This is a genomic window from Exiguobacterium sp. s157 (assembly GCF_018618205.1).
GTDB lineage: Bacteria > Bacillota > Bacilli > Exiguobacteriales > Exiguobacteriaceae > Exiguobacterium > Exiguobacterium chiriqhucha.
Genome location: NZ_JACSLQ010000001.1, coordinates 579,545 through 600,674, shown reverse-complemented (window position 1 = coordinate 600,674; position 21,130 = coordinate 579,545). Strand labels below are relative to the sequence as shown.

Annotated in this window: 22 protein-coding genes; 3 read left to right on the top strand and 19 right to left on the bottom strand. The window is 52.3% G+C overall.

Annotated features, from left to right (window positions below):
• Positions 1-18: 18 nt before the first annotated feature.
• From KNP67_RS03130 to KNP67_RS03110, 5 genes are all read right to left on the bottom strand, one after another.
• Positions 19-732, bottom strand: a complete 714-nt coding sequence (locus KNP67_RS03130; RefSeq protein WP_236355680.1) for a 3D domain-containing protein — start codon at positions 730-732, stop codon at positions 19-21.
• Between the two features lie 262 nt (positions 733-994).
• On the bottom strand, positions 995-1,459 hold the full coding sequence (locus KNP67_RS03125; RefSeq protein WP_214755857.1) for a GDYXXLXY domain-containing protein: 465 nt from the start codon (positions 1,457-1,459) through the stop codon (positions 995-997).
• Positions 1,456-2,649 carry a DUF2157 domain-containing protein gene (locus KNP67_RS03120; protein WP_214755855.1) on the bottom strand — a complete coding sequence of 398 codons (1,194 nt, stop codon included), beginning with the start codon at positions 2,647-2,649 and terminating at the stop codon, positions 1,456-1,458. The genes KNP67_RS03125 and KNP67_RS03120 overlap by 4 nt, the downstream gene beginning before the upstream one ends.
• Positions 2,650-2,666: 17 nt before the next feature.
• Complete coding sequence (locus KNP67_RS03115; protein WP_021067243.1) at positions 2,667-2,867, bottom strand: DUF2187 family protein; 201 nt, start codon at positions 2,865-2,867, stop codon at positions 2,667-2,669.
• 41 nt (positions 2,868-2,908) lie between these two features.
• Positions 2,909-3,487 carry an NUDIX hydrolase gene (locus KNP67_RS03110; protein ID WP_371819368.1) on the bottom strand — a complete coding sequence of 193 codons (579 nt, stop codon included), beginning with the start codon at positions 3,485-3,487 and terminating at the stop codon, positions 2,909-2,911.
• Positions 3,488-3,642: 155 nt separating this feature from the next.
• On the opposite strand from KNP67_RS03110, the gene KNP67_RS03105 reads away from it, so the two are divergent.
• A complete protein-coding gene (locus KNP67_RS03105; RefSeq protein ID WP_353048235.1) occupies positions 3,643-5,175 on the top strand; it encodes an FAD-dependent monooxygenase in 1,533 nt (510 codons plus the stop codon).
• A 35-nt stretch (positions 5,176-5,210) separates the two neighbouring features.
• Here KNP67_RS03105 and KNP67_RS03100 read toward each other — a convergent pair whose 3' ends face one another.
• A complete protein-coding gene (locus KNP67_RS03100; RefSeq protein WP_021067240.1) occupies positions 5,211-5,459 on the bottom strand; it encodes a hypothetical protein in 249 nt (82 codons plus the stop codon).
• Between the two features lie 95 nt (positions 5,460-5,554).
• Between KNP67_RS03100 and KNP67_RS03095 the strand changes: the two genes are divergently transcribed.
• On the top strand, positions 5,555-5,848 hold the full coding sequence (locus KNP67_RS03095; protein ID WP_021067239.1) for a hypothetical protein: 294 nt from the start codon (positions 5,555-5,557) through the stop codon (positions 5,846-5,848).
• Between the two features lie 118 nt (positions 5,849-5,966).
• On the opposite strand, the gene KNP67_RS03090 is transcribed toward KNP67_RS03095, so the two are convergent.
• From KNP67_RS03090 to recU, 8 genes are all read right to left on the bottom strand, one after another.
• Complete coding sequence (locus KNP67_RS03090) at positions 5,967-6,542, bottom strand: NERD domain-containing protein (RefSeq protein WP_021067238.1); 576 nt, start codon at positions 6,540-6,542, stop codon at positions 5,967-5,969.
• An 18-nt stretch (positions 6,543-6,560) separates the two neighbouring features.
• Positions 6,561-6,860, bottom strand: a complete 300-nt coding sequence (gene gpsB / locus KNP67_RS03085) for a cell division regulator GpsB (RefSeq protein ID WP_021067237.1) — start codon at positions 6,858-6,860, stop codon at positions 6,561-6,563.
• 5 nt (positions 6,861-6,865) lie between these two features.
• On the bottom strand, positions 6,866-7,411 hold the full coding sequence (locus tag KNP67_RS03080) for an SLOG family protein (RefSeq protein WP_021067236.1): 546 nt from the start codon (positions 7,409-7,411) through the stop codon (positions 6,866-6,868).
• Positions 7,408-8,565, bottom strand: coding sequence for a ribonuclease H-like domain-containing protein (locus tag KNP67_RS03075; protein WP_214755849.1), 1,158 nt, complete (start codon positions 8,563-8,565; stop codon positions 7,408-7,410). Before KNP67_RS03075 ends, KNP67_RS03080 begins: the two co-directional genes overlap by 4 nt.
• Positions 8,562-10,811 (bottom strand): DEAD/DEAH box helicase, encoded by a 2,250-nt coding sequence (locus tag KNP67_RS03070; RefSeq protein ID WP_021067234.1) that lies wholly within the window; start codon positions 10,809-10,811, stop codon positions 8,562-8,564. Before KNP67_RS03070 ends, KNP67_RS03075 begins: the two co-directional genes overlap by 4 nt.
• Before the next feature lie 14 nt (positions 10,812-10,825).
• Complete coding sequence (locus KNP67_RS03065) at positions 10,826-11,386, bottom strand: hypothetical protein (protein ID WP_251128618.1); 561 nt, start codon at positions 11,384-11,386, stop codon at positions 10,826-10,828.
• Between the two features lie 90 nt (positions 11,387-11,476).
• Positions 11,477-14,113 (bottom strand): transglycosylase domain-containing protein, encoded by a 2,637-nt coding sequence (locus tag KNP67_RS03060; RefSeq protein ID WP_214755847.1) that lies wholly within the window; start codon positions 14,111-14,113, stop codon positions 11,477-11,479.
• 21 nt (positions 14,114-14,134) lie between these two features.
• Positions 14,135-14,731: a Holliday junction resolvase RecU gene (gene recU / locus KNP67_RS03055; protein WP_029595649.1), complete on the bottom strand. Its 597-nt coding sequence runs from the start codon at positions 14,729-14,731 to the stop codon at positions 14,135-14,137.
• Between the two features lie 353 nt (positions 14,732-15,084).
• On the opposite strand from recU, the gene KNP67_RS03050 reads away from it, so the two are divergent.
• Positions 15,085-15,936, top strand: coding sequence for a DUF3800 domain-containing protein (locus KNP67_RS03050; RefSeq protein WP_021067230.1), 852 nt, complete (start codon positions 15,085-15,087; stop codon positions 15,934-15,936).
• Positions 15,937-15,973: 37 nt separating this feature from the next.
• Here KNP67_RS03050 and KNP67_RS03045 read toward each other — a convergent pair whose 3' ends face one another.
• The 5 genes from KNP67_RS03045 to KNP67_RS03025 all read right to left on the bottom strand — a co-directional run bounded on the left by KNP67_RS03045 (position 15,974) and on the right by KNP67_RS03025 (position 21,124).
• Complete coding sequence (locus tag KNP67_RS03045; protein ID WP_214755845.1) at positions 15,974-17,200, bottom strand: MFS transporter; 1,227 nt, start codon at positions 17,198-17,200, stop codon at positions 15,974-15,976.
• Between the two features lie 105 nt (positions 17,201-17,305).
• The gene (gene nth / locus KNP67_RS03040) at positions 17,306-17,968 is read right to left on the bottom strand and encodes an endonuclease III (RefSeq protein WP_021067228.1); all 663 of its coding nucleotides are present in this window, start codon (positions 17,966-17,968) and stop codon (positions 17,306-17,308) included.
• Entirely contained in the window at positions 17,968-18,555 is a 588-nt protein-coding gene (locus KNP67_RS03035) for a DnaD domain-containing protein (RefSeq protein ID WP_021067227.1), read from the bottom strand. Before KNP67_RS03035 ends, nth begins: the two co-directional genes overlap by 1 nt.
• Positions 18,556-18,614: 59 nt before the next feature.
• Positions 18,615-19,916, bottom strand: a complete 1,302-nt coding sequence (gene asnS / locus KNP67_RS03030; protein WP_021067226.1) for an asparagine--tRNA ligase — start codon at positions 19,914-19,916, stop codon at positions 18,615-18,617.
• A gap of 20 nt (positions 19,917-19,936) precedes the next feature.
• Positions 19,937-21,124, bottom strand: coding sequence for a pyridoxal phosphate-dependent aminotransferase (locus tag KNP67_RS03025; protein WP_214755844.1), 1,188 nt, complete (start codon positions 21,122-21,124; stop codon positions 19,937-19,939).
• Between the last annotated feature and the right edge of the window lie 6 nt (positions 21,125-21,130).

Genomic DNA, 21,130 nt, shown 5'->3' with positions numbered 1-21,130 from the left:
CTAAAGGAGAACCTGCTGTTATGGAAGTGTAATCGTGATGTGGCGACGACCCCAGTTGATGGCCTCGTCTTTCGTGTCGACGAGCAAGTCGACGATATTTCCTTTGATGCGTCCACCCGTATCCAAGGCAATCGCTTGACCGACACCTTCGATTTGAACAATCGTTCCAAGTGGGATGACGGCTGGATCAACTGCGATGATACGCATGCCGTTATAGAAAATCGAATCCGTGACATCATGACCGGTTGCCGTCAAGACGCGGCCCCCGTATGAGCCGTTATCGGCTGCATCGTTCGTGTACGCCGTCGACTCGGCTTGAATGGAGCGTCCTGTCGTCGAGACTGGAGTTGCAGTCGTTGTCGACACCGTCGATTGCTTTTTCGAAGTTGCGGCTTGACGTTTCGCTTCTTCTTGTCGTGCCTGCTCGGCAGCGACACGTTTCTCTTCGGCCAAACGTTCTGCTTTTGCTTCACGCTCTGCCTGCTCTCGCTCGGCTTTCTCTTCGGCGACACGTTTTTCTTCCGCAATCCGTTTCGCTTCAGCGACACGTTTTTCTTCCGCGATCCGTTTCTGTTCGGCTAGTCGTTTTTCTCGTGCAATCTTTTGCTGGCGTTCTTGCTCGATCGCTTTTCGTTCCAATTCAAGTGGGTTTTGGACAATTTTTTGTTCCGTCCCAATCCCGATTTGGGCGGCATCGGCCGTCGCGGCAAACGCGAACGTTCCCACAGCCATAAGTAGGACAGTCATCATATATTTTAAGGAATGCATAATCAATAGGTCAGCACCTTTCTCGTCATCTAACGAACAGGAGTTAATTTACCATGCCCGTCCGACCCCGAGAAGGGATTTTGATGAAGTGAAATATTTCTGACACATCGACTCTCTGTCGGTTACAATCTGTAACATTTACATGAAACATAGCGCTACCAAGCGTTTTAATAAAAAATTACAGATTCGTTACAACATTTCGTGTAACAAATCTGTAATCTGATTGTCATTCTGTTTCAGCTTCGGTCGAGCGCAAATCGTGAGGTCTTACCATGCCCCAAGGTGCCACGTCGACGTCCACTTCGAACGTCTTCGCCCCTTCGATTGCTGATGTCTCTTCCTCAGCGACACGATACGAACTCATATCATCAATATATACTTGGCGGTCGTAATAGTTGGCCCGAGTGCCCCCAAAGAACGGCCGTGAACTGACCCGGTCAATGGTCGCATATCCATCGTCCCCCGTTTTGAATGAGACGTATACTGTCCCTGACTCGACATCTTGTCTTCCTTCGAACGAGTCATACTCCAAATAGACGAAGTCTCCGAAAAACGGGTCGTACGGTTCGTAGGAGGTCGCTTTGAACGTATACGTCTCACCGAACCAGGAGACCGCATAGACGAGCAGTATAAACCCGACGGCAATCAACACTTGCACAATCGGTACTAGCAAAGGCGTCAATCGTTTCATGTCTGAGCATCCCCTCTCGTCGTACGACTACGGCTGCGCCACCACAAGGCGAGCGACAATGCGAAGACGATCAATGCTCCGATGAGGAAGAAGAGTGAAATATCAAGTTTATCCCACACATAGATGAAGTAGATCGTCATTTGAACGAGTAAGAAATAGATGAAGGCGAGCACGATCGGTTTGCGATTATGGTCTTGATAGACGAGATAAGCGAGGGCGACCGCTTCAAGCAGGATGGCCAGCAAGATGCCCGTATCCTCGAACAATGAGAAGGGGATGACGGCGAGCAGGCTGACCCACATCAAATCTGGACGTCGGTGCAACAAATAGACGGCGACGAGGACGATCGAAAGGATTGTCGCCTCGATGACCGACGGTGTTCGTTGCGACAACCAGCCTTCCGTCGCATTAATCAAATAGCCGATCGATAGGACGGCAGCGACGAAGAGGTACAGATAGTTCCATTGGGCCCGCTCCCGATAAACGAGAAACAAGACGTGTAGCGCAGCGAGTGCCCATAGCGGCCAAAAGCGGCCTTCATAGTCGGCGTACTGACCAATCGTGATCAATAGGCCGTAGAAGCCGAACCAGGCGAAAATGCGATCGAGTTCATTGTCCCCATAATGGAACCAGACCCACGTCACGATCAATCCGAACGCAATCAACGTGATGCCGATGCCTTGAAAACTATTCGTGATCGCCAAAAAGGCGGCGAGTGCGGCCAAAAACGTAAAAATCGGATGTTTGAAAATCAATTTGTGCATGACGGCGACGGCAAGGAATAACCAGAATAAGAACGGAATTTGCGAGGAAAGATTATACGTCGAGAAAATGACGATCATCGTGGCGACGAAAAAGGCGACGCCTAATAGTCGGAATAGCGTGACATAGCGTGACGCTTTCACTTGCAGGCGTTCGGCGGTCACATACATCCCGACCATAAACACGAGGAAAATGGCGACTTTCACAAGATCAGGAATCGCTTGCCAATTGGCCGCGACAAAACTGAATAGACTAAGTGCGAGCAAAATCGATCCGATAATCACAAGAATAGGCGGTTTGTGCTCACGTTTGTCACCGACCGCCAACTTCTTATGTTCATACTCGACCAAGCGCTGACCGGTCACTTCATCCAGTAAACCGGCCTCTTCCCATTCACGAACTTTTTTGTCAATGGACACCTGAATCATCCCTTTCGATTAAAAGGTCAGCTGGCGCGTTCGATCAATTCCAAATCTTTTTTCAGTAAAACTTGCTTCTCGAATTCGAGACCAAGCTGTTGAAATTCTTCCATGATGGAAACGTCCCCGATGACCGTATTGGTCAATACGGCAGTCACTTCTGCGACCCAACCTTCACGAGTTGACTTGACGATATCACCCACAACGAATTCTACAGACACACCCATTCACTTCCAATCTTAAATTTGTTTCTATCATTATAACGAAATTATATCGGTTTGAATACGTTTTCTTTAAGCCGTTTAATAAATTGTGTCAAAATTTTTCCAGTCAATCCCCAAATAATGTAGTCTTCATGTTCATAAAAAGGTTCTCTCATTTTAATTACCCGTTTTTCGTACGCTTTAGCATTCGCCATCCGGTCAAACGGAATATTTTGATCAGGATTCATCGTCCATTCCATCTCGCCGTGGAACGGGTCGAGCAACAGCAACGTCTCGACCGGGATTGAGAACAGATGGTCGACTTCATCGGTGTGACGGACGTCTGGGAGCTTCGGAATCACTCCGACGAACGGATAGATCAGTTGCCGATGTGGCGTTGCGAGGGGTTGCAGGCGACCGATCACTTCAATCTCTTCCACCGCGAGCAATAGCTCCTCACTCGTCTCACGAACAGCCGCCTCGACCGGGGTCTCGCCAGGATCGAGACGGCCGCCCGGGAATGAGATTTCTCCAGGCTGGCGCCGCATCGTATGGGCGCGCACTTCAAAGATGACATGCCACGCTCCATCGACCTCGACCAAAGGAATCAATACGGCAGCCGTCTGTTCATAATTCTCTTCCATCGAAAAACTGTCACGCAATTGTTGTTCCGTGATCCACGATTGTTTCATGTTCTCCACCTCATTCTCTATGTTTCTACAGTTCCACCGTTGTCTCCTCGTTTAAACGCATCAAATGTCGGAAATATCATTATTAATGATAGGAGATGGTAGATGTGGTGGACAAACAAGTTGATGTATTGATTGTCGGGGCGGGCCCGACCGGACTCACGCTCGCGCTGACGTTAGCCAGATATGGAATCTCATTTGAAATCATCGATCGCAAGACGACACCGTCGAACAACTCCCGCGCCATCGGGATTCAACCGCGGACGATTGAAGTCTTCTCTCGTCTCGATGTCGCCAAAGAAGTGCTCGACCGGGCGCGGACCATCGAGAAAGGAAATCTATATTTTTCAGGGCAATGGACGGCCAAGCTCGAATTCTCCCGTCTCGTCACGCCCTATCCGTTCGTGACGTTGCTCCGTCAAAACGAGACCGAAGCAATTCTCGAGGCGGCGTTAAACGAGCACGGGCATTACGTCCAGCGTGGCGAAGCGCTCGTGTCACTGACTCATTACCCGTCTCGTGTGCTCGCACATTTGGAGTCAGACTCAAACCGGACAATCGAGGCCAAATATGTCGTGGCGGCCGACGGAGCGAACAGTTCGATTCGACGCATGCTCGCTCTGCCGTTCAGCGGAAAATCGTTCAAGGAATCGTGGGTGCTCGCCGACATGAAAGCCAAATGGAACATCTCGCGTGAAGAGGTGCATATTTTCTTTTCGGACCGCGGTGTATTGGAAGTCTTCCCGCTCACGGACGACACGATTCGCATCACCGGCAATCTCGCGAGCGATGAGTCGTTCAGCGAGGCGGAATTGCGTGAGTTGATCGAACAGCGCAGCCATATGGATGTCGAAATCGACGAGGTCGAATGGTTCTCATTGTTCCGGGTCCATAACCGCATGGTTGACTCATTCATTCACAATCGCGTCATTCTCATGGGTGACGCCGCCCATATCAATTCACCTGTCGGCGGACAAGGGATGAATACCGGCATCGCCGATTCGTTCAACCTCGGCTGGAAGCTGTGGCTTCATTTGAAGGCGGGTGCCCCGTTCCGCGTCGTCGATTCATATCGCGATGAGCGCGAACATGTGGCCCGTAACGTCCTGCAGACGACGAACGTGGCGACCGAAGTGTTGCAGACGACGCTCCCAGTCCTACTGCCGTTCCAAGCGCTAGGCGCCGACGTCTTTACGCGCGTCAATCTCATCAACCAAAAAATCACGGAACGGATTGCCCAGTTACACTTGTCGTATCCTGGACATTCCCGCGTCCCGTTCTTACGCGTCACCGAAGGCAAAATTTTCCCGGAGATCGAGATTATCCGGACGGACGACGGGCTCCGCACGAAGATTTCAGAAGTCGCCGACGGCCGCTTCCAAGTGCTCGTGCTCGACGACGATAAACGGGACGCGAGCGCGTTGTATGACTATTTGAACGACCATCAATCGTTCTTCCAAATCATCACGCTGTCGAAGACGAGCCGTCCCTTCTTCGATCAAGGCAACGAGCTCGCGAAATCGCTGTTCATGAAACGCGGCGTCCTCGTCATCCGTCCAGACGGTTATCTGCTCCACAAGCAGCGGCACCTTCGCCCAGAAGCGCTACAAGCGACAATGGCAGCTTGGTTGCCGTCCCCATAACAAAAGCTCCACTCGGATTTGAGTGGAGCTTTTGTTTACGCTTGATTGTAATAAAGCGTCCCTGGTTTCGACAGCGTCAAGTCATAAAACGCCTCAAACGCTTCGATATCTTCCAACTTGCGAAAATCGACTTTGTCCGTCTCTTCATTCGGGATTGCGACGATGATGCCATCATCGGTCTGTTTGATCATCCCGGTCTGTCCGTTATGGATGCGGATATAGAGCACGTGCTTGTCTTCTAGCAGCGTCACGGCTTCGCGACGCGATTGAATCGTTGTTTTCATAGTCATCCCCCACTTTCTTTTGAGTATACCGGTCCATCATTGTTGCTTTCAAGCGGTTGCGCCCTTAAAATTATGTAAAGAAGGGGTTGAACGCTTTGAATTTGGAAACTATTTTAATTATCGTCTTAGGCATCACATTCGTCGTGCTCGTCTCGATCCGCGCCGTCCGCAACTTGCAGTGGGTCCGCTTCGGTGAGGCGTTCGGCAAACAAGGCGAGGCGCTGCTTGACGACTATACGTACTTAACAGAACAAGGCATCACGTGTCGCGTCGAGCACGGTTTGCCGACCGGTCGCCTGTTCCGCCCGCTCGCCAAAAACTTGGACGACCGGGTCGCCTTGTTCGTCCATCGCAAAGACGAACAGAAGGCTCGACAATTATTGAAATAAAAATGGCGCTGAGACTACAGCGCCGTTGTGTCAGGCTGTAGACATTAACATCGTCTGCAGCCTTTGTATTTGTCCGACCGGGCACAATGAAAATGGCGCTGACTCTTCAGCGCCATTTTCATTTATGTACTTGCCGCTCCGAGCAATAGTAGGCGATGTGTTTAATCGTCGCCTCAGACAACAGCTCGAGCTTCGTCTTCGTGATGACATCGTCAATCACATCGAACGTCTCGGCACAGTTCGCTTTGATGCGTTCCACTTTGAGACGTGGTGTCTCCGGGAATATTAAAAATGACGTGACGGGGACAGCTTGTCCGCATTGCCTCTTCAAGACACTCCGGACGTGCTTCGTCATCCGCTCAAGTTCTTCCATCGGATGCGGATAGATGTTTTTCCAACCGAGCGGCGTCTCGAGACGACAATCCCGGTTCGTCATATGGACGGCCGACGTCGTCCGGTTGATGCGGACTAAAAAGACGCCCTTCGGTCCGACCAACACATAATCGAGCACGTCATCGCCGAGCTGGACGTGTTCAATCATCATCCAATCAAAGCGACATGTATGACGAATGATCTCGACGATCTCGTCCGTGTACGATTTCGGTGGTGTGATGACTTCTTCTTTCGTGCGGAACAAGCCTTTCGTCTGTCGTTTCTCAGGTTCTTTCTTGACGGCCGTCAATACTTGTAACATCTTCTCCACCTCCTCCCTTTATTCGCTTGGACCAACCTGTTTTCCGAAGACGGCCTTTTCTAAATTCGAGATGCGTCGCAACATGTCATAGTTCGACGCGACAGGCTGGGCCGGTTTGACCGGTTCTGCTGCTTGTTCGTTCGAACCGCGACGAAGCGACTCGTTCTCTTGGCGCAACCGTTCGATTTCTTTCGTCATCTTCTCGTAATCGCGGATGACGACGTCCAAAAACTGGTCGACTTCTTCTTGTGAGTAGCCACGGAGGGCGGTTTTGAATTCTTGTTTATAAATGGCTTCAGCTGTTAGTTCGGTCTGCATGATTTTCACTCCCAATGTTGTTCCCATTGTTTTTCTTCTTCGATTACACGTAACTCTTCCGGCGTAATCAAGAATAACTCCATCTGGTGTTTTCGTTTAGCCCCTTCGACGAGAAAACGAGGGCTTCCCCCCGTCTCTTCGTCATACAGCGTGATTAATCCTGCTGCTTTGTCCAAAAAGAAGGCGGTTTTTGCGCGCAATTGGCTCGGGTCCTCGTACGGACGTTGGGTCAGCGGTTCAAAAAAGTCAGCCTCGAGCTGCAAGCGGATGAACAGTTCTTGTTCAAACGGCTTGTACTTCTCTTCCATCTGTAAAAAAGGTGGAAACACGGCAATTTTGATTGGATAAGATTCTCTTAACTCTAACAATACTTCTCCCGCCCACAATTCACAACCGTTCGTGCCACTAAAGATGAACCATTCGGCCCCAAGCTCGATTGCTTCCATTATTTTTCGCTCGTAAGCTTCCTTGATGATATCGATGCCAGGATGGTCGGCTTTGAAGATGCCGAGCTCATGTGGCCGATATCCTGTGATGGCGACAACTTTCATGACCGCTTCCTTTCTAACCGATTCATCCGATGACGGAGTGCCCGCATCTCGGTCAAGGCGGTCTGTCGAAGTACCGTCTCTTTCCGTTCCGAGAGCGTGAGCGCCTGCTCGGTGAACGTGATGGCTCGGTTGATGTCTTTTTGATGATGTTCGGCATATTTCGCCAACTCGACGAATGCTTCGACCGTACCGACCTGTTCGAACAGCGGCAACGCCTGCTCCATCTGGCCGGTCCGTTTCAACAGCAGGGCTTGACGCATCAAGGCACGTTTCGTCGGTTGTTCAAGCCGCTCATATTCTTGAAGCGCCGCCTCGGCGTTACCGAGATCGTTCAACCAGTGGGCCCGCTCTTCCCCAAACGGCGTTTCATCGGCTTCGACGAGATGACAGAGACGTTTATAAAGTGAGACAAGACTCAAACAGTCAGCATGGTGGTGTTCGATGACGGGCTGGATGATATCCGGTTCCCGTTCTTTCACGTATTGAAAATAGTGCATCGGCGCCAAAAAGCCAGGCATGTCGTCCATCCGGGCATGACCGAAGTGGGCCTCGACCGCTTTAAGCGAGACCGATTCAAGTGTCGGTTTCAACAGACGACGTGAGGCATGCAACAAATCGACGTGGCCGACGGCCGGGAGCGCCTTCACTTTCGAACGGACAAACGTATGCCTTGTTTTGATTTGGGGCCAGTCGAACGACTTGCCGTTATACGTCACGAAACGAACCTCGTCGCCGATGTCATTCAAGAAGTGATAGTAGAACGCCGTCTCGAATGCCGGGTGCGGCAACACGTACTGAATCATCTCCAGATGATTGTCTTGGAAGCGCGCGAAGCCGATTAAAAAGATTGAGGTGCCGGAGCCGCGAAGCCCGGTCGTCTCGGTGTCCATGAACAATACCTGTTCAGATGGCACATCGACTTGAAAGAACGGATGGGTCGATGTCGCGAGCGAGGCTTTCGCCTCTCCGAACGTATAATCATGATACGTCTCATCGAGTGGATAAATCTGTTTCAAGCGGACGCACCACTCTTGTTCGAACGTCAAAATCTCTCCGCCGCGCTCGCGCCACTTCGCCTGTTCAACGTCGTCCGGCGTCACGGTCACCTGTTTCGGTTCATTCGTTTTAATGAGTCGTGATAGTTTTGCTTTCATATCGTTCCTTTCAATGCTTGCAACTGTCTGACGACCTGCTGTTTAAAGTCACCGTAGCCGATCATTCCGACACAGCGCGGACAACCGCTCTCGCACGGACAATCGTCGACCGTTCGAATGGCCGCATCCAAGACCTCATCGGCGTCGCGATAAAGTGCTTCGCTCAGCCCGATGCCGCCCGGATAGCGGTCATATAAATAAACGGTCGGTTTATTCGTATGGGTCGCTTTCATTTGAATCGTCGTGAACAGATCGAGCGTGTCACACATCAAATAGAGCGGGGCTAGGCGTCGTAACAGATCGCTGACCGCCTCGAGCTGGTCTTCCATGTCGGCTTCCGAATAGGCGAACCGTTCGTCGAGCGTGAACCATGTCGCGGTCGTATGAAGTTCCCGCTCCGGCAAGTGAATCGGTCCGGAACCGATATTCTCATGCGTCCCGAACTTGATTTTCTTGAACAGGGTCGCCATCGCGATGACCGACACTTCCCCGAACGTCTTCACGCCGGTCGTCTTGTTCTCTTCCAACACTTTCAGTTCGACTGCCAAATTGGCGTCCGTATAGTAGTCAACGTCGACGCGTCGGACGTACGCTTTCTTCTCTTCGAAGTCGAGACGTTCGACTTGATACTGTTCGGCGCCATGTAAATAGATGGCTTCGTCGTGGAGCAACGTCATCGCGCTGAACGTATCCATCTCACCGATGACTTGGTTCTTCGCGGTTTGATCGACGATGACGACGTTCTCTTGGTCACTCGTCCGAAGCGAGATGTCATGGGCCGGGAACGCATCAGTCATCCAATAATATTTATCGGCCCGTTCGTGCAAGATGTGGGCGTCCGTCAAGAAATCGAGAATCTCTTCCGTCTCGACCGTGCCGAACCGCTCCCCTTTCTGGAAAGGCAGTTCGAAGGCGGCACATTTCATATGGTCGACGAGGATGATTAAATTGTTCGGGTCGAGACGAGCCGCTTCCGGAGACCGGTCTAAAATCAAATCGGGCTGTTCGACGACGAGTTGGTCGAGCGATGACGATGAGGCGACGAAGATGACGAGCGCCTCGGAATGACGGCGTCCGGCCCGGCCGGCTTGTTGCCACATCGAGGCGACCGTTCCCGGATAGCCGTTCAACACACACGCTTGCAATTGACCGATATCGACGCCGAGTTCAAGCGCATTCGTCGAGACGACGGCCTTAATCTCCCCGTTACGGAGCCGGCGCTCGATTTCGCGACGCTCCGACGGCAAGTAACCGCCTCGGTACCCGACAATCGACTTTGGACCGAGCTCGCGCCGCGTCAATTCTTGTAAATACGTCAACAACACCTCGACCCTGACGCGTGAGCGGGCGAAGACGATTGTTTGGATGTCCGCCTCGACCAATTTTGAGGCAATGCGCTTCGTCTCGAGCGTCGCGCTTCGGCGAATGCCGAGCGCTTCATTGACGACGGGCGGGTTATAGAAAATCAAATGCTTCTTGCCTTGTGGCGCACCGTTATTGTCGACGAGGACGACGTCTTCTTCCGTCAACAGTTCAGCCAGCTCGACCGGGTTGGCAATCGTCGCCGACGTCATAATCCATTTCGGATGACTCCCGTAATAGGCGCAAATCCGTTTCAGGCGGCGGAAGACGTTGGCGACATGGCTACCGAACACGCCGCGATACGTATGAAGCTCATCGACGACGATATACTCCAAATTCTCGAACAAGCGAATCCATTTCGTATGATGCGGCAAGATGCCGGAATGCAGCATATCTGGATTCGTGATGACGATATTGCCGGCGTCCCGTACTTTCGTTCGGGCTGCCGGTGCCGTGTCGCCATCATAGGTGAAGCAACGCAAGTCGCCCTCGAGCGCTTCGACCATCTCCATCAAATCGCTGTTTTGGTCTTGCGCGAGCGCCTTCGTCGGATACAAATAGAGCGCCCGAGCGTTCGGTTGTTCAATCATTTTCGACAGGACGGGTAGATTGTAACAGAGTGTCTTCCCGGATGCGGTCGGTGTGACGATGACCGTCGAGTTCCCACGCGACGTCTGCTCGATTGCTTCGGCTTGATGGGTGTACAGTTGTTCAATTCCCCGGCCATGCAGCACCCGGACGAGATCTGGCGGCACACTCGACGGAATCGGTGCGTAGCGGGCCGGTTTCGCCTCGACTGTATGCCAATGTGTCACGTTTTGAGAAAAGCCCGGGTCGGTCTTGAGCGTATGGATCATTTCTTCCACGGAACGTTTTTTCCGCATGAGGTTCACCTTCTTTACGATTTCGAAGGTGCGAGTCGCTCCACGATTGCTTTCACTTCGCCGATCCGTTCATCGCGTACGAGCCGATGGACAGCAGGTAAACGCAGCACATCCATTTCTTTGAAGGCGTCGGCAACATGTCCATTCTCTTCTTCGAGTCGAATGATCGCATCGTCATACAACCGTTGCGTCGACCGTCCGAACAAGACGATGGTATGTAGCTTCGTGCATTTCGAATGAACGGCTTGCAAGTGTTTCGTGTAACGCTGCACCGCTTTATGATAATCTTCATGCGTCGAGAGCGCTTGACGCTTGCCCCGCAGAAGTTCTGGATAGAATGTTTCGTCGCCGAGGAACATCGTCTCGACGCCGATTCGTTTCAAATAAGGATGGCCACTGGCCTCGGCCACAGCTTGATCATCAATCAAACGTCCGAACGGAATCGACTCCTCGACGAGCAATCGGCTCATTTTCAAGCCGTTGATACCGTGTAACGGAATACCTAAATCATCGTCTTGCAGTCGGTCGATCACAAACAACACTTTCATCTTGCGTTTCAGTGAGAGTTGTACCATGTGTCACCATCCTATTCGCTTTCTTTTCATTATAGCAAACGAAACAGAAAAACAGGGCGCTGATGTCGCCCTGTTTGCTGTGAGTCGGTTTTAGTCACGACCACCGTTGCCATTCCCGTTGCCGTTACCCTGGCTATTCGAGTCTGTCGATTGACGGCTGACGTCTCCATTCGTATCCGCTTCCCCATCAGTCTCATCGGCTGGTGGTTCTTCTTCGGTCGGTGGTTCCGTATTCTCGTCTTCGGTGTTCGTGTCGTTGCCGTTATTCTCATTGTTTTCGCTGTTTTCATTATTCTCGTTATTGCCGTTGTTCTCAGTATTTTCGCCATCGGTCGGTTCGCCTTCCTCTTCAGGCGGCGTCTCTTCCGTGGCTGGTTCTTCTTCCTCTTCGGCCGGAGGCTCTTCGCCTCGTTCGACCGTATAAGACGTTTGGAGCGGGCTCGATTGTTGATCGCCGACGAGCGCATTCGTCGCGTTGGCGACAATCGTGAACGTAGTCTGCCCTTCCGCCAGACCGGCGATAGCGATGCTCGTGTCTTCGGTCGTCCCGACGACACGTTCGCTACCGTCGGGACGTGTCTCCGTCACGGTGAACGAAAGACCTTGATAGCCAGCGGCTTGTACACCTTGCGTGTCATACGACCACGAGAGTGTGCCTGTCTCACCTGGCACATCGTAGTCAATCGATGCGCCGGTCGGAGCGGCCAGTTTATCCGGCTGTAAATCTTTCGGTTTCGTCCCTTTGACGTACAGTTCGTTGCCGAGCGAGAGCACCGATTCCGGTTGCTGGAAGCGGTCCGGTTGTCCCGTCGCGTTCGTCACTTCTTGCATCATGTACTCGAAGTAGTACTGGGCGTAGTTCGGTTTAAACTCCGAGACTGGTACATCATTTGAACGTCCCGACCATACCGAAATCGAGTAGTCGGTCGTATAGCCCGTAAACCATTTATCCTTTTCGTCACCGTTTTTATCGTTCGTCGTGCCTGTTTTCCCAGCGACGTCATATGGGAAAGCGCCTGGCTCATACGTCCCGTTCGAACCGCTGACGACGTCACGGAGCATGTCCGTTAACATATACGCTGTATAGTCTTCCATCGCCTGCTTCGCCTTGATTGGCGAATTGATCGTCGATCCGTCATTGAACTCGATTTTTTGAATCAAGTGCGGTTTCGTATACATTCCGTTCGTGCCGAGCGCGGCATAGGCGGCTGCCATTTGCGTCGTGCTTGCTTCCGCCGTCCCGAGCGCGTTCGAGGCGTTCATCTCGTCGCCTGACATCGACGGCTCGATGCCGACGTTCTCGACGAACGATTGAATCGCTTCTTGACCGAACTCATCACGCACTTCATAGAAGGCACGGACGGCCGGGGTGTTACCGGAAATCGTCAAGTAGTAGCGCATCGTGTTGGCACCGCGGTAATCCAAGTAATAGTTTTTCGGGTTAAACTCATCTTCAGGAAACGGTTTATCCATCAAAATTTTCCCAGTCGACCACTGTGCGTTCTCAATCCCTGGACCGTAATCGAAGAACGGCTTCGCCGTGGAACCGATTTGGCGTTTCTCGCGCGAATAGTCGCGATAGTTCTTATCGCCTTGTTTCGCTTGTTCGCTGTCAATGACGGCGACGATTTCACCCGTCTTCGTATTCAGCACGGTCGCACCCATACGAAGATCTTCTGGGAACTCACTTGTTGGAAGGTTGACGTTATCGTTCTTAATGTCGCTATTGAACTTCGTGTGCAAGTCTTTATTGATTGACGTATATACTTTCAAGCCCGTCCCGTAAATATCGGCCTGCTCGAGACCGTAGTCTTCCTCGAGCTCGGCTTGGACGCGGGCGTAAATCGAACGTGTATACGACTCTTCTTCTGACTGGGCACCTGGTGAGATGATGTCCGCAATCTCGACGTTGAGCGCCTCGTTGTACTGTTCTTCCGTGATGTGACCGTCACGCTTCATCGAAGAGAGCACTTGCTCTTGACGGTAACGCGTGAGTTCTTGGTCACCACTGATCGGATCATAGGCGCTCGGACGTTGCGGGAGACCGGCCAAGATGGCCGCCTCTTGATAGTTCACTTCCGAGACCGGCTTATTGAAGTATGTCTTCGAAGCCGCTTGGACACCCCATGCCCCTGAACCGTAATAGTTTTTGTTCAAGTACATCTCTAAAATCTGTTCTTTCGTGTACTCGCGCTCAAGTTTGATGGCGAGCCACTGCTCTTGCAGTTTCCGTTTCAACTTTTTATCCGTTGATAAGAACGACTGCTTGACGAGCTGTTGCGTGATCGTCGAACCACCTTCGGCCCCGAAGCCGTCGGTCACGTTCGCGAGCACGGCGCCGCCGATGCGACGCAAGTCGACCCCGTTATGTTCATAGAAACGACGGTCCTCAATCGAGATGACCGCTTGTTGCATCACTTCCGAGATATCGTCAATTGAGACGTACTCGCGAATCTGTCCGTTTTCTTCGAGCGGTTCACCTTCAGCCGATAACAGCTGAATCGGGTACGTATCGACCAATTTCTCTTCATCGAGCGGTGGTGCTGTCGCGATCGCATACGCGGTGTATGCGCCGCCGGCGATGACGCCGATGATGAATAAAATCCCTAAAATCGTTATTATGCGCCGAAACTTCGACTTCTTCGCTTTTGGTTTCGGCTTTTTGGCCGCTGGTTTACGTTTATTGCTCGTCGTGTCTTGTCGACGTGCCATCCGACTTCGTTCCATTCACGCTTCACTCCTTCTATTTCAATCGAGCCATGCTTCAATCGCCGTCAAATAATCGATGGCCGGCATCGCCCGGGTTGGAACTTCAATTGCTTCTTGCTCGATATAGGAGAGCGGAATCGACTTGCGTCCTGATTCGCGCTGTTCCCACCAGACTAATAATTGCTCCGTTGATAACACATATTGCGTATTATAGCGGCTAAACCGAATGATGACAAAACAAATCCCTCCATGCCGCTCACACTCGCGCATGTGATGGATTTGGTGGTCGTGGAAGTTTCCGAGCGGAAACGACGTTTTATTGTTCGTCTCTTTCGCCTCGAAATCGATATACTTGCCGCGATACACCCCATTATAATCGGTCGTCGATGCTTGCTTGAAATACGCCTCGGTCACTTTCGCCGCGCTCCGTTTCGGATAATCGACTTTCACGATTTGCAGCGGCGTCGGTTTCTTATGGATGACCGCCCGGCTGTGGAGCCGATAAAACTCGTTCGTGTCGTTCAGTAGCGTCTCGAGGTTCATGCCTCGGTTCGCATACGTCTGCGGATTCGATCGGGCCGGCCCAGCCGAAGGTTGCGGCTTTTTTCCGTTTGGATAATGGAACAATGTCGTCACCCCTAATATCTAGTTTAACAGGTTCGCCCAGCCGTTCCTTCCGTCTGAAGTCTGATTGTCGAGTTCTGTCGCTCGACTCCTGTGTGGATTTTCCGCAATCCATATCGTACCAAACTCCCGTATGTTAAACTAGTATGTAGTGCATTGTGTAGTCAAATTGACACGACCTTGTTACGGAGAAGCTATTTATTTTTCTGAAATAAGTCTTCTACTTATTAGCCATAATCAGGGCGGATTAAACGCAGATTGACGGAAGTTTCTAAAAAGTGTGCAATAAATAGTGTAAACCAAGGTTGATAAACAATTAGCAGGCCCGCTTTTATAAGCAGTAGAGCCATGGTTGGAGGAGTAAGATGGAAACACAAAAGAAGTATGTCATGTTCGTCGATGAGACGGGAACGCCAAAGGGGAACACGCAATTCAATCTGACCGGCGTATTGATGGAATATAAATATGCGATTGATGCCGACGAGGCCGGCATGCCTTGCGAATTGAAACGTCGGTTACACGCCTTCAAACGTGACGTGTTCAAGACAGAAAATATCCCGCTCCATTTAAAAGAGATTTTAAAAGCCGAGCATCCGTACGGGAAAGAAGACGGCATCACGATCGATATGCTTCGTGATTTCTGGAACAAGTTGCCTGATTTCTTGCGCGATATCGACTGTACGATCGTCAGCGTCGAGGTCGATAAACAAAAGCTCCATGACTTCTACTCGACACCGAAAGACCCGTACGTCGTCGCATTCGCTCATTTGATGAAGTCGTTCTATGCGTTTTTGGAAGAGACGGAAGCCGTCAGCGCCCGCGTCGTCTTGGAGTCACGGGATGACTATCAGAACTTGCTCATCCAAAAAGCGTTCTTCGATATCTTCAATTCGGGGACGGTCCATCTCGACGTCGAGAAGAGCCGTCAAAAAATCAAAGGCTTCATCTTTTCAGAGAAGCAGAACACGGTGTATCAGTCAGGTCTCGAAATCGCTGACCTCGTCTGCCTCCCGCTCTCGCGCGTGCGTCGCGGCGTCATCGAAGTAAAACCACGGTTCGTCCATTATGGGGATGAGAACCGCATCTTCAAAGCCATCAAGGACAAGATTTACATTCGTAAAGAAAGTCCTGACCAAGATTTCCGCAACTGGGGATTCAAAAAAGTACCGATTACGAAAAAGCGCCGCGAATGGAGCGACCATCCGTGGAATCACTAAAAACTGCCTTGCCGATCATCATTCGGCAAGGCAGTTTTTATGTTCGGCGTAAGCCCGGGAGCGTCTCCCGCAAACGAATGAGCGCGTTGAGGCCGGCCAAAAACGGGATCACGGCCACCAATCCGATTGCCCAGCCGATGGACAAGACATCGGTCAACAGCCCGGCGAATATAGCCCCGAACGCATAGCCACTGTCGCGCCAAAAACGATAGACGCCCATCGCCGAGGCGCGCCACGAATGTTCGGCGACGTCACTGATTGAGGCTTGGAGCGTCGGATAGACCATCGCCGTCCCGATGCCAAGCATGACCGCTGCGAACACCCATTGCCAATAGTCGGTCATGACGAGAATCGCCCATAGCGAGCCGGCCTGAACCCACATCCCTGCGACAATCAACCCTTTTCGTCCGATGCGGTCGCTCCACACACCGGTGAACAGTTGAAAGAAGCCCCATGCCGCGGGGTAGAGCGCCACGATCAGCCCGATCTCCGCGAGACTCAGCCCTTGGGCGGCAAAATAAATCGGGAACAAGCCCCATGCCATGCCGTCCTTCAAATTGGTCGACAGACCGGCTACCGTCAGGCTTGAGAGCGAACGATCTCTCCATGTCGTCGCCAGGAATACCTGTTTCGGCGAACGTGTCTTGTCAGGTTGACCTATAGACTGAAGCTGTAATTGTTTCGTCGTATCGCGGACGAACAACGATAACGTGAGACCGATCAAGGCGACGACTACACCGATGTAGAACGGTTCCGGCCGACTGCCGTATGTGACGGCAACCATCCCGGACACCGCCGCCATCACGGCGACGCCAATATAACCCGCGAACTCATTCAGTCCGACCGCCAGTCCCCGCTCCGTCGGTTTGGCCAAATCAATTTTCATATTGACCGTCATCGACCACGTCAGCCCTTGGTTGACCCCAAGCAAGACGTTCGCCACGATAATCACCCACCATGCCGATGCTGATATGACGAGCACGGGAACGAGGAGCCCGATTGCCCAACCGAAGATGAGCACTTTTTTGCGACCGTATCGGTCGGCGATGGCTCCTGCGAAGTAATTGACGACCGCCTTCGAGAATCCGAAACTGATGATAAACGAGAGTGCCGCACTGGTCGAGATGAGAGCAAAATCCTCTTCTCCGATAATAGGCAAGATTGTCCGCTCAAGCCCTACCATCGATCCGACAAAGAAGTTTGTCACGACGAGCAGTATAAAATTGAATCGATTTTCTCGGACGCCGATACGTGGTTGATTCATATACATCCTCCTTGCCAACTGGTTGCTGGATTGAGTATATCAAAAAATACCCCCGTACGTATAAAAAGCGTCTTCCCGATTTCGTGATCAGGAAGACGCTTCCGTTCATTGTCCGGTCGCTTGCTTGGACTTCATTCGTTTCTTCCCTTCGCGGCACATATCGAGCAGCGGACATGTCTCGCAAGCAGGACGTTGCGCTTTGCAGTGATAGCGGCCGAAGAAGATGAACTGGTGATGGAGCTGTGACCATTCTTCGCGCGGGAACTTCTTCATGAGCGTGTCCTCGACTTGACGGACGTTATCTTTCCAACGACAGATGCCGAGACGTTTCGAGACGCGCTCGACGTGCGTGTCGACGGCGAATGCCGGTTCGTGAAACGCGACGGACAAGACGACGTTCGCCGTCTTCCGTCCGACGCCAGGCAACGCCTCGAGAGATTCGCGATCCGACGGGACGATCCCGTCGTGACGTTCCACGATTTGCATCGAGAGCGCCTTCACGTTTTTCGCCTTGTTCCGATAGAGACCGATGCGCTTGATTAACGCCTCGATGTCGGCGACGTCAGCCGCAGCCATCGATTCGACGGTCGGATAGGTCTCGAACAGACCAGGCGTCACTTTGTTGACGAGTGCATCGGTCGCCTGCGCCGATAACGCCACGGCCACGACAAGCTCGAACGGATTACGGTGCGTCAACTCACAGTGGGCGTCCGGAAACATGCGACGCATCGTGTCAGACACTTCGGTCAATTGGGCTCTCGTCAACATCACTTTTTCCTCCGTTGATAATCGACGAGGTCCTCGAGTGACTCGACGTTGTGGTCTTGCCACACTCTGAGAATCTTGTCCATATATTTAAAGTTGCGTACGTTGCGAAGCTTTGCTTCCCGAAGCGCGGCCATAATCAGCTCTTCACTGAAGCCGTCCTCGGTCAACCAACCGACAATCTGTTCGATCTCGAACGGGGTGATCGTCCCGAACTCGCGCTCAAACGTATGAATAATGTTCTCATTTAACGAATGAGCCGATTTTTCAGGTGTCGCCCCTTCTTCGAGTGCAAGGAACAACGGAAGCAGACTGTATCGTTCAACCTCGGTCGACGCATCGATGGCGATCAACTCTTTTTGGAGCAAGCCGAGCAAGACGGAACGAGCCTCGCTCTCGGCCACATTCATCCGGTCTCCGAGTTCGCTCGGAAGCGGCATCTCAATGCCTTCCCCCGTCATCTCAAGCAAGTGGATGACGAGATTGAACTCGACCGGACTCAAGTTGAGGCGACGCGCCTCCGTGAACAATTTTCTCGGAACGACGACTGGATTTTGTTCGAACAGCTTGATTAGATTATGTGCATCCATGTCGCACATCCTTTCTAGACAAATCAATCGGGGAAGACGAAGTCATCCCCGATTGGCGATTATGGGTGAATGCGGTTCAAGAGGCGTGGGAACGGAATCGCTTCGCGGATATGCTCGATCCCGCTAATCCAGGCGACCGTACGCTCAAGGCCAAGACCGAAGCCAGAGTGCGGGACCGATCCGTATTTGCGGAGTTCGAGGTACCAGTCGTACGCGTCCGTCTCATCGAGACCTTCTTTGATGATTTCTTCTTTCAACCGGTCGTAATCGTCTTCACGTTGCGAACCGCCGATAATCTCGCCGTAGCCTTCCGGTGCGATCAAGTCGGCACAGAGGACGAGTTCCGGGTTTTCCGGATCGACTTTCATATAGAACGGCTTGATGTCTTTCGGCCAATGTGTGATGAACACCGGGAGGTCATGCGCGTTGGCGATGGCTGTCTCGTGCGGAGCACCGAAATCGTCGCCGTACTCGATGTCGTCGAAGCCTTCGTCTTTCAAGAACTTGATCGCATCGGTGTAACGGACACGCGGGAACGGTGCTTGGACTTTCTCAAGTTTCGACAAGTCGCGTCCGAGCAGTTCCAATTCGTTGCGGCAGTTCTCGAGCGCCGATTTGGCGATATACGAGACATAGCGCTCTTGGAGCTCGAGGCTCATGTCGTGGTCGAAGAATGCCATCTCCGGCTCGATCATCCAGAACTCGATCAAGTGGCGGCGCGTCTTCGATTTCTCGGCCCGGAACGTCGGTCCGAACGAGAATACTTTGCCAAGTGCCATCGCGGCAGCTTCCATGTATAGCTGGCCCGTTTGTGACAAGTAGGCCGGTTGTCCGAAGTAATCTGTCTCGAACAACTCAGTCGTGCCTTCCGGTGCACTCGACGTGATGATTGGTGGATCGATTTTCACGAAACCTTCTTGGTTGTAGAACTCATACGTCGCCCGAATCAATTCGTTACGAACTTTCATGATCGCGTGCTGGCGACGCGAACGGAGCCAAAGGTGACGGTTGTCCATCAAGAACTCGGTGCCGTGCTCTTTCGGTGTGATCGGATAGTCGACCGATTCCGCGATCACTTCCATCGCCGTCACTTCGAGCTCGAAGCCGAGCGGCGTGCGTCCGCCGTCCGATTTGACCGTACCCGTGACCCAGACCGAAGTTTCTTGCGTCACGCCTTTAGCGAGCGCGAACAACTCTTCGGCTACATCGGCTTTGACGACGACGGCTTGAGCGAAACCGCTCCCGTCACGAAGTTGAAGGAAAGCGATCTTTCCACTCGAACGTTTGTTGGCGATCCAGGCTCCGACGCGGACCGTCTGGCCTTCGTAATCTTTAAATTGGCTGATTGAAATTGTTGTCATATCCATATCCATCCTTTCGCTTATCGAGCGTTACGTGTAATGAAGTCTTCTACTCGATCGAGCGCTTCTAATACCCGTTTCAATTCTGTTGCATAAGACAAGCGGACGTAGTCGTCCTGTCCGAAACCTGAGCCTGGGACGAGGGCGACGAACGCTTCGCCGAGCACGGCCTCACACCATGCGTCGACCGAGTCGTACCCGCTCATCGATGCCGCCTCTTTGGCGTTGGCATATAAGTAAAATGCGCCTTGCGGCTTCAAGCATGTGATGCCTGGGATGGCAATCAAACGCTCATAAACGATCTCGAGTCGTTCCGCGAATGAGACACGCATCATCTCGACGTCGTCTTGTGGCCCGTTATACGCTTCGACCGCCGCCGCTTGAGCGATTGACGTCGGGTTCGATGTCGAGTGCGATGCGAGGTTCGTCATCGCCTCGATAATCGTCTTATCGCCGACCGCATAACCGATGCGCCATCCGGTCATCGCGTGTGACTTCGAGACGCCGTTGATGATGACCGTCCGCTCCAACATCCCTGGAAGCGTCGCGATCGAGACGAACTCCGCATCGCCGTAGACGAGTTTCTCATAAATCTCGTCACTGACGACGAGCAAGTCGTGTCGTTTGATGACGTCCGCGAGTGCCGACAGCTCGGCCTCGGTATAAATCATACCGGTCGGGTTCGACGGACTGTTCAAGATGACCGCTTTCGTCCGATCCGTGATGGCCGCCTCGAGCAACTCTGGCGTCAATTTGAACATCGTCGACTCGTTCGTATCGACGTAGACCGGGACACCGTCCGCGAGCTTCACTTGCTCCGGATAGCTGACCCAGTACGGTACCGGGATGATGACCTCGTCGCCTTCATCTAAAATCGCTTGGAACAATGTATAGAGGGCATGCTTCGCACCTGAGGCGACCATGACCTCCGCACGCGTGAACGTCAAGTTGCTGTCGCGCTTCGTCTTCTCGATGATCGCGTCTTTCAATTCGACCGTCCCGCCTGATGGCGTATACTTCGTGTCACCATCGCGCGCGGCCTGACAGGCTGCCTCGATGATACGTTCCGGCGTATTGAAATCCGGTTCCCCGGCGCCGAGGCCGATGACGTCTTGTCCCGAAGCCTTTAACGCTTTCGCTTTCGCTGTGATGGCGAGTGTCGTTGAAGGTGTCAACTGCTTTACACGTTGTGCCAATAGATGTTCCACAAAAAC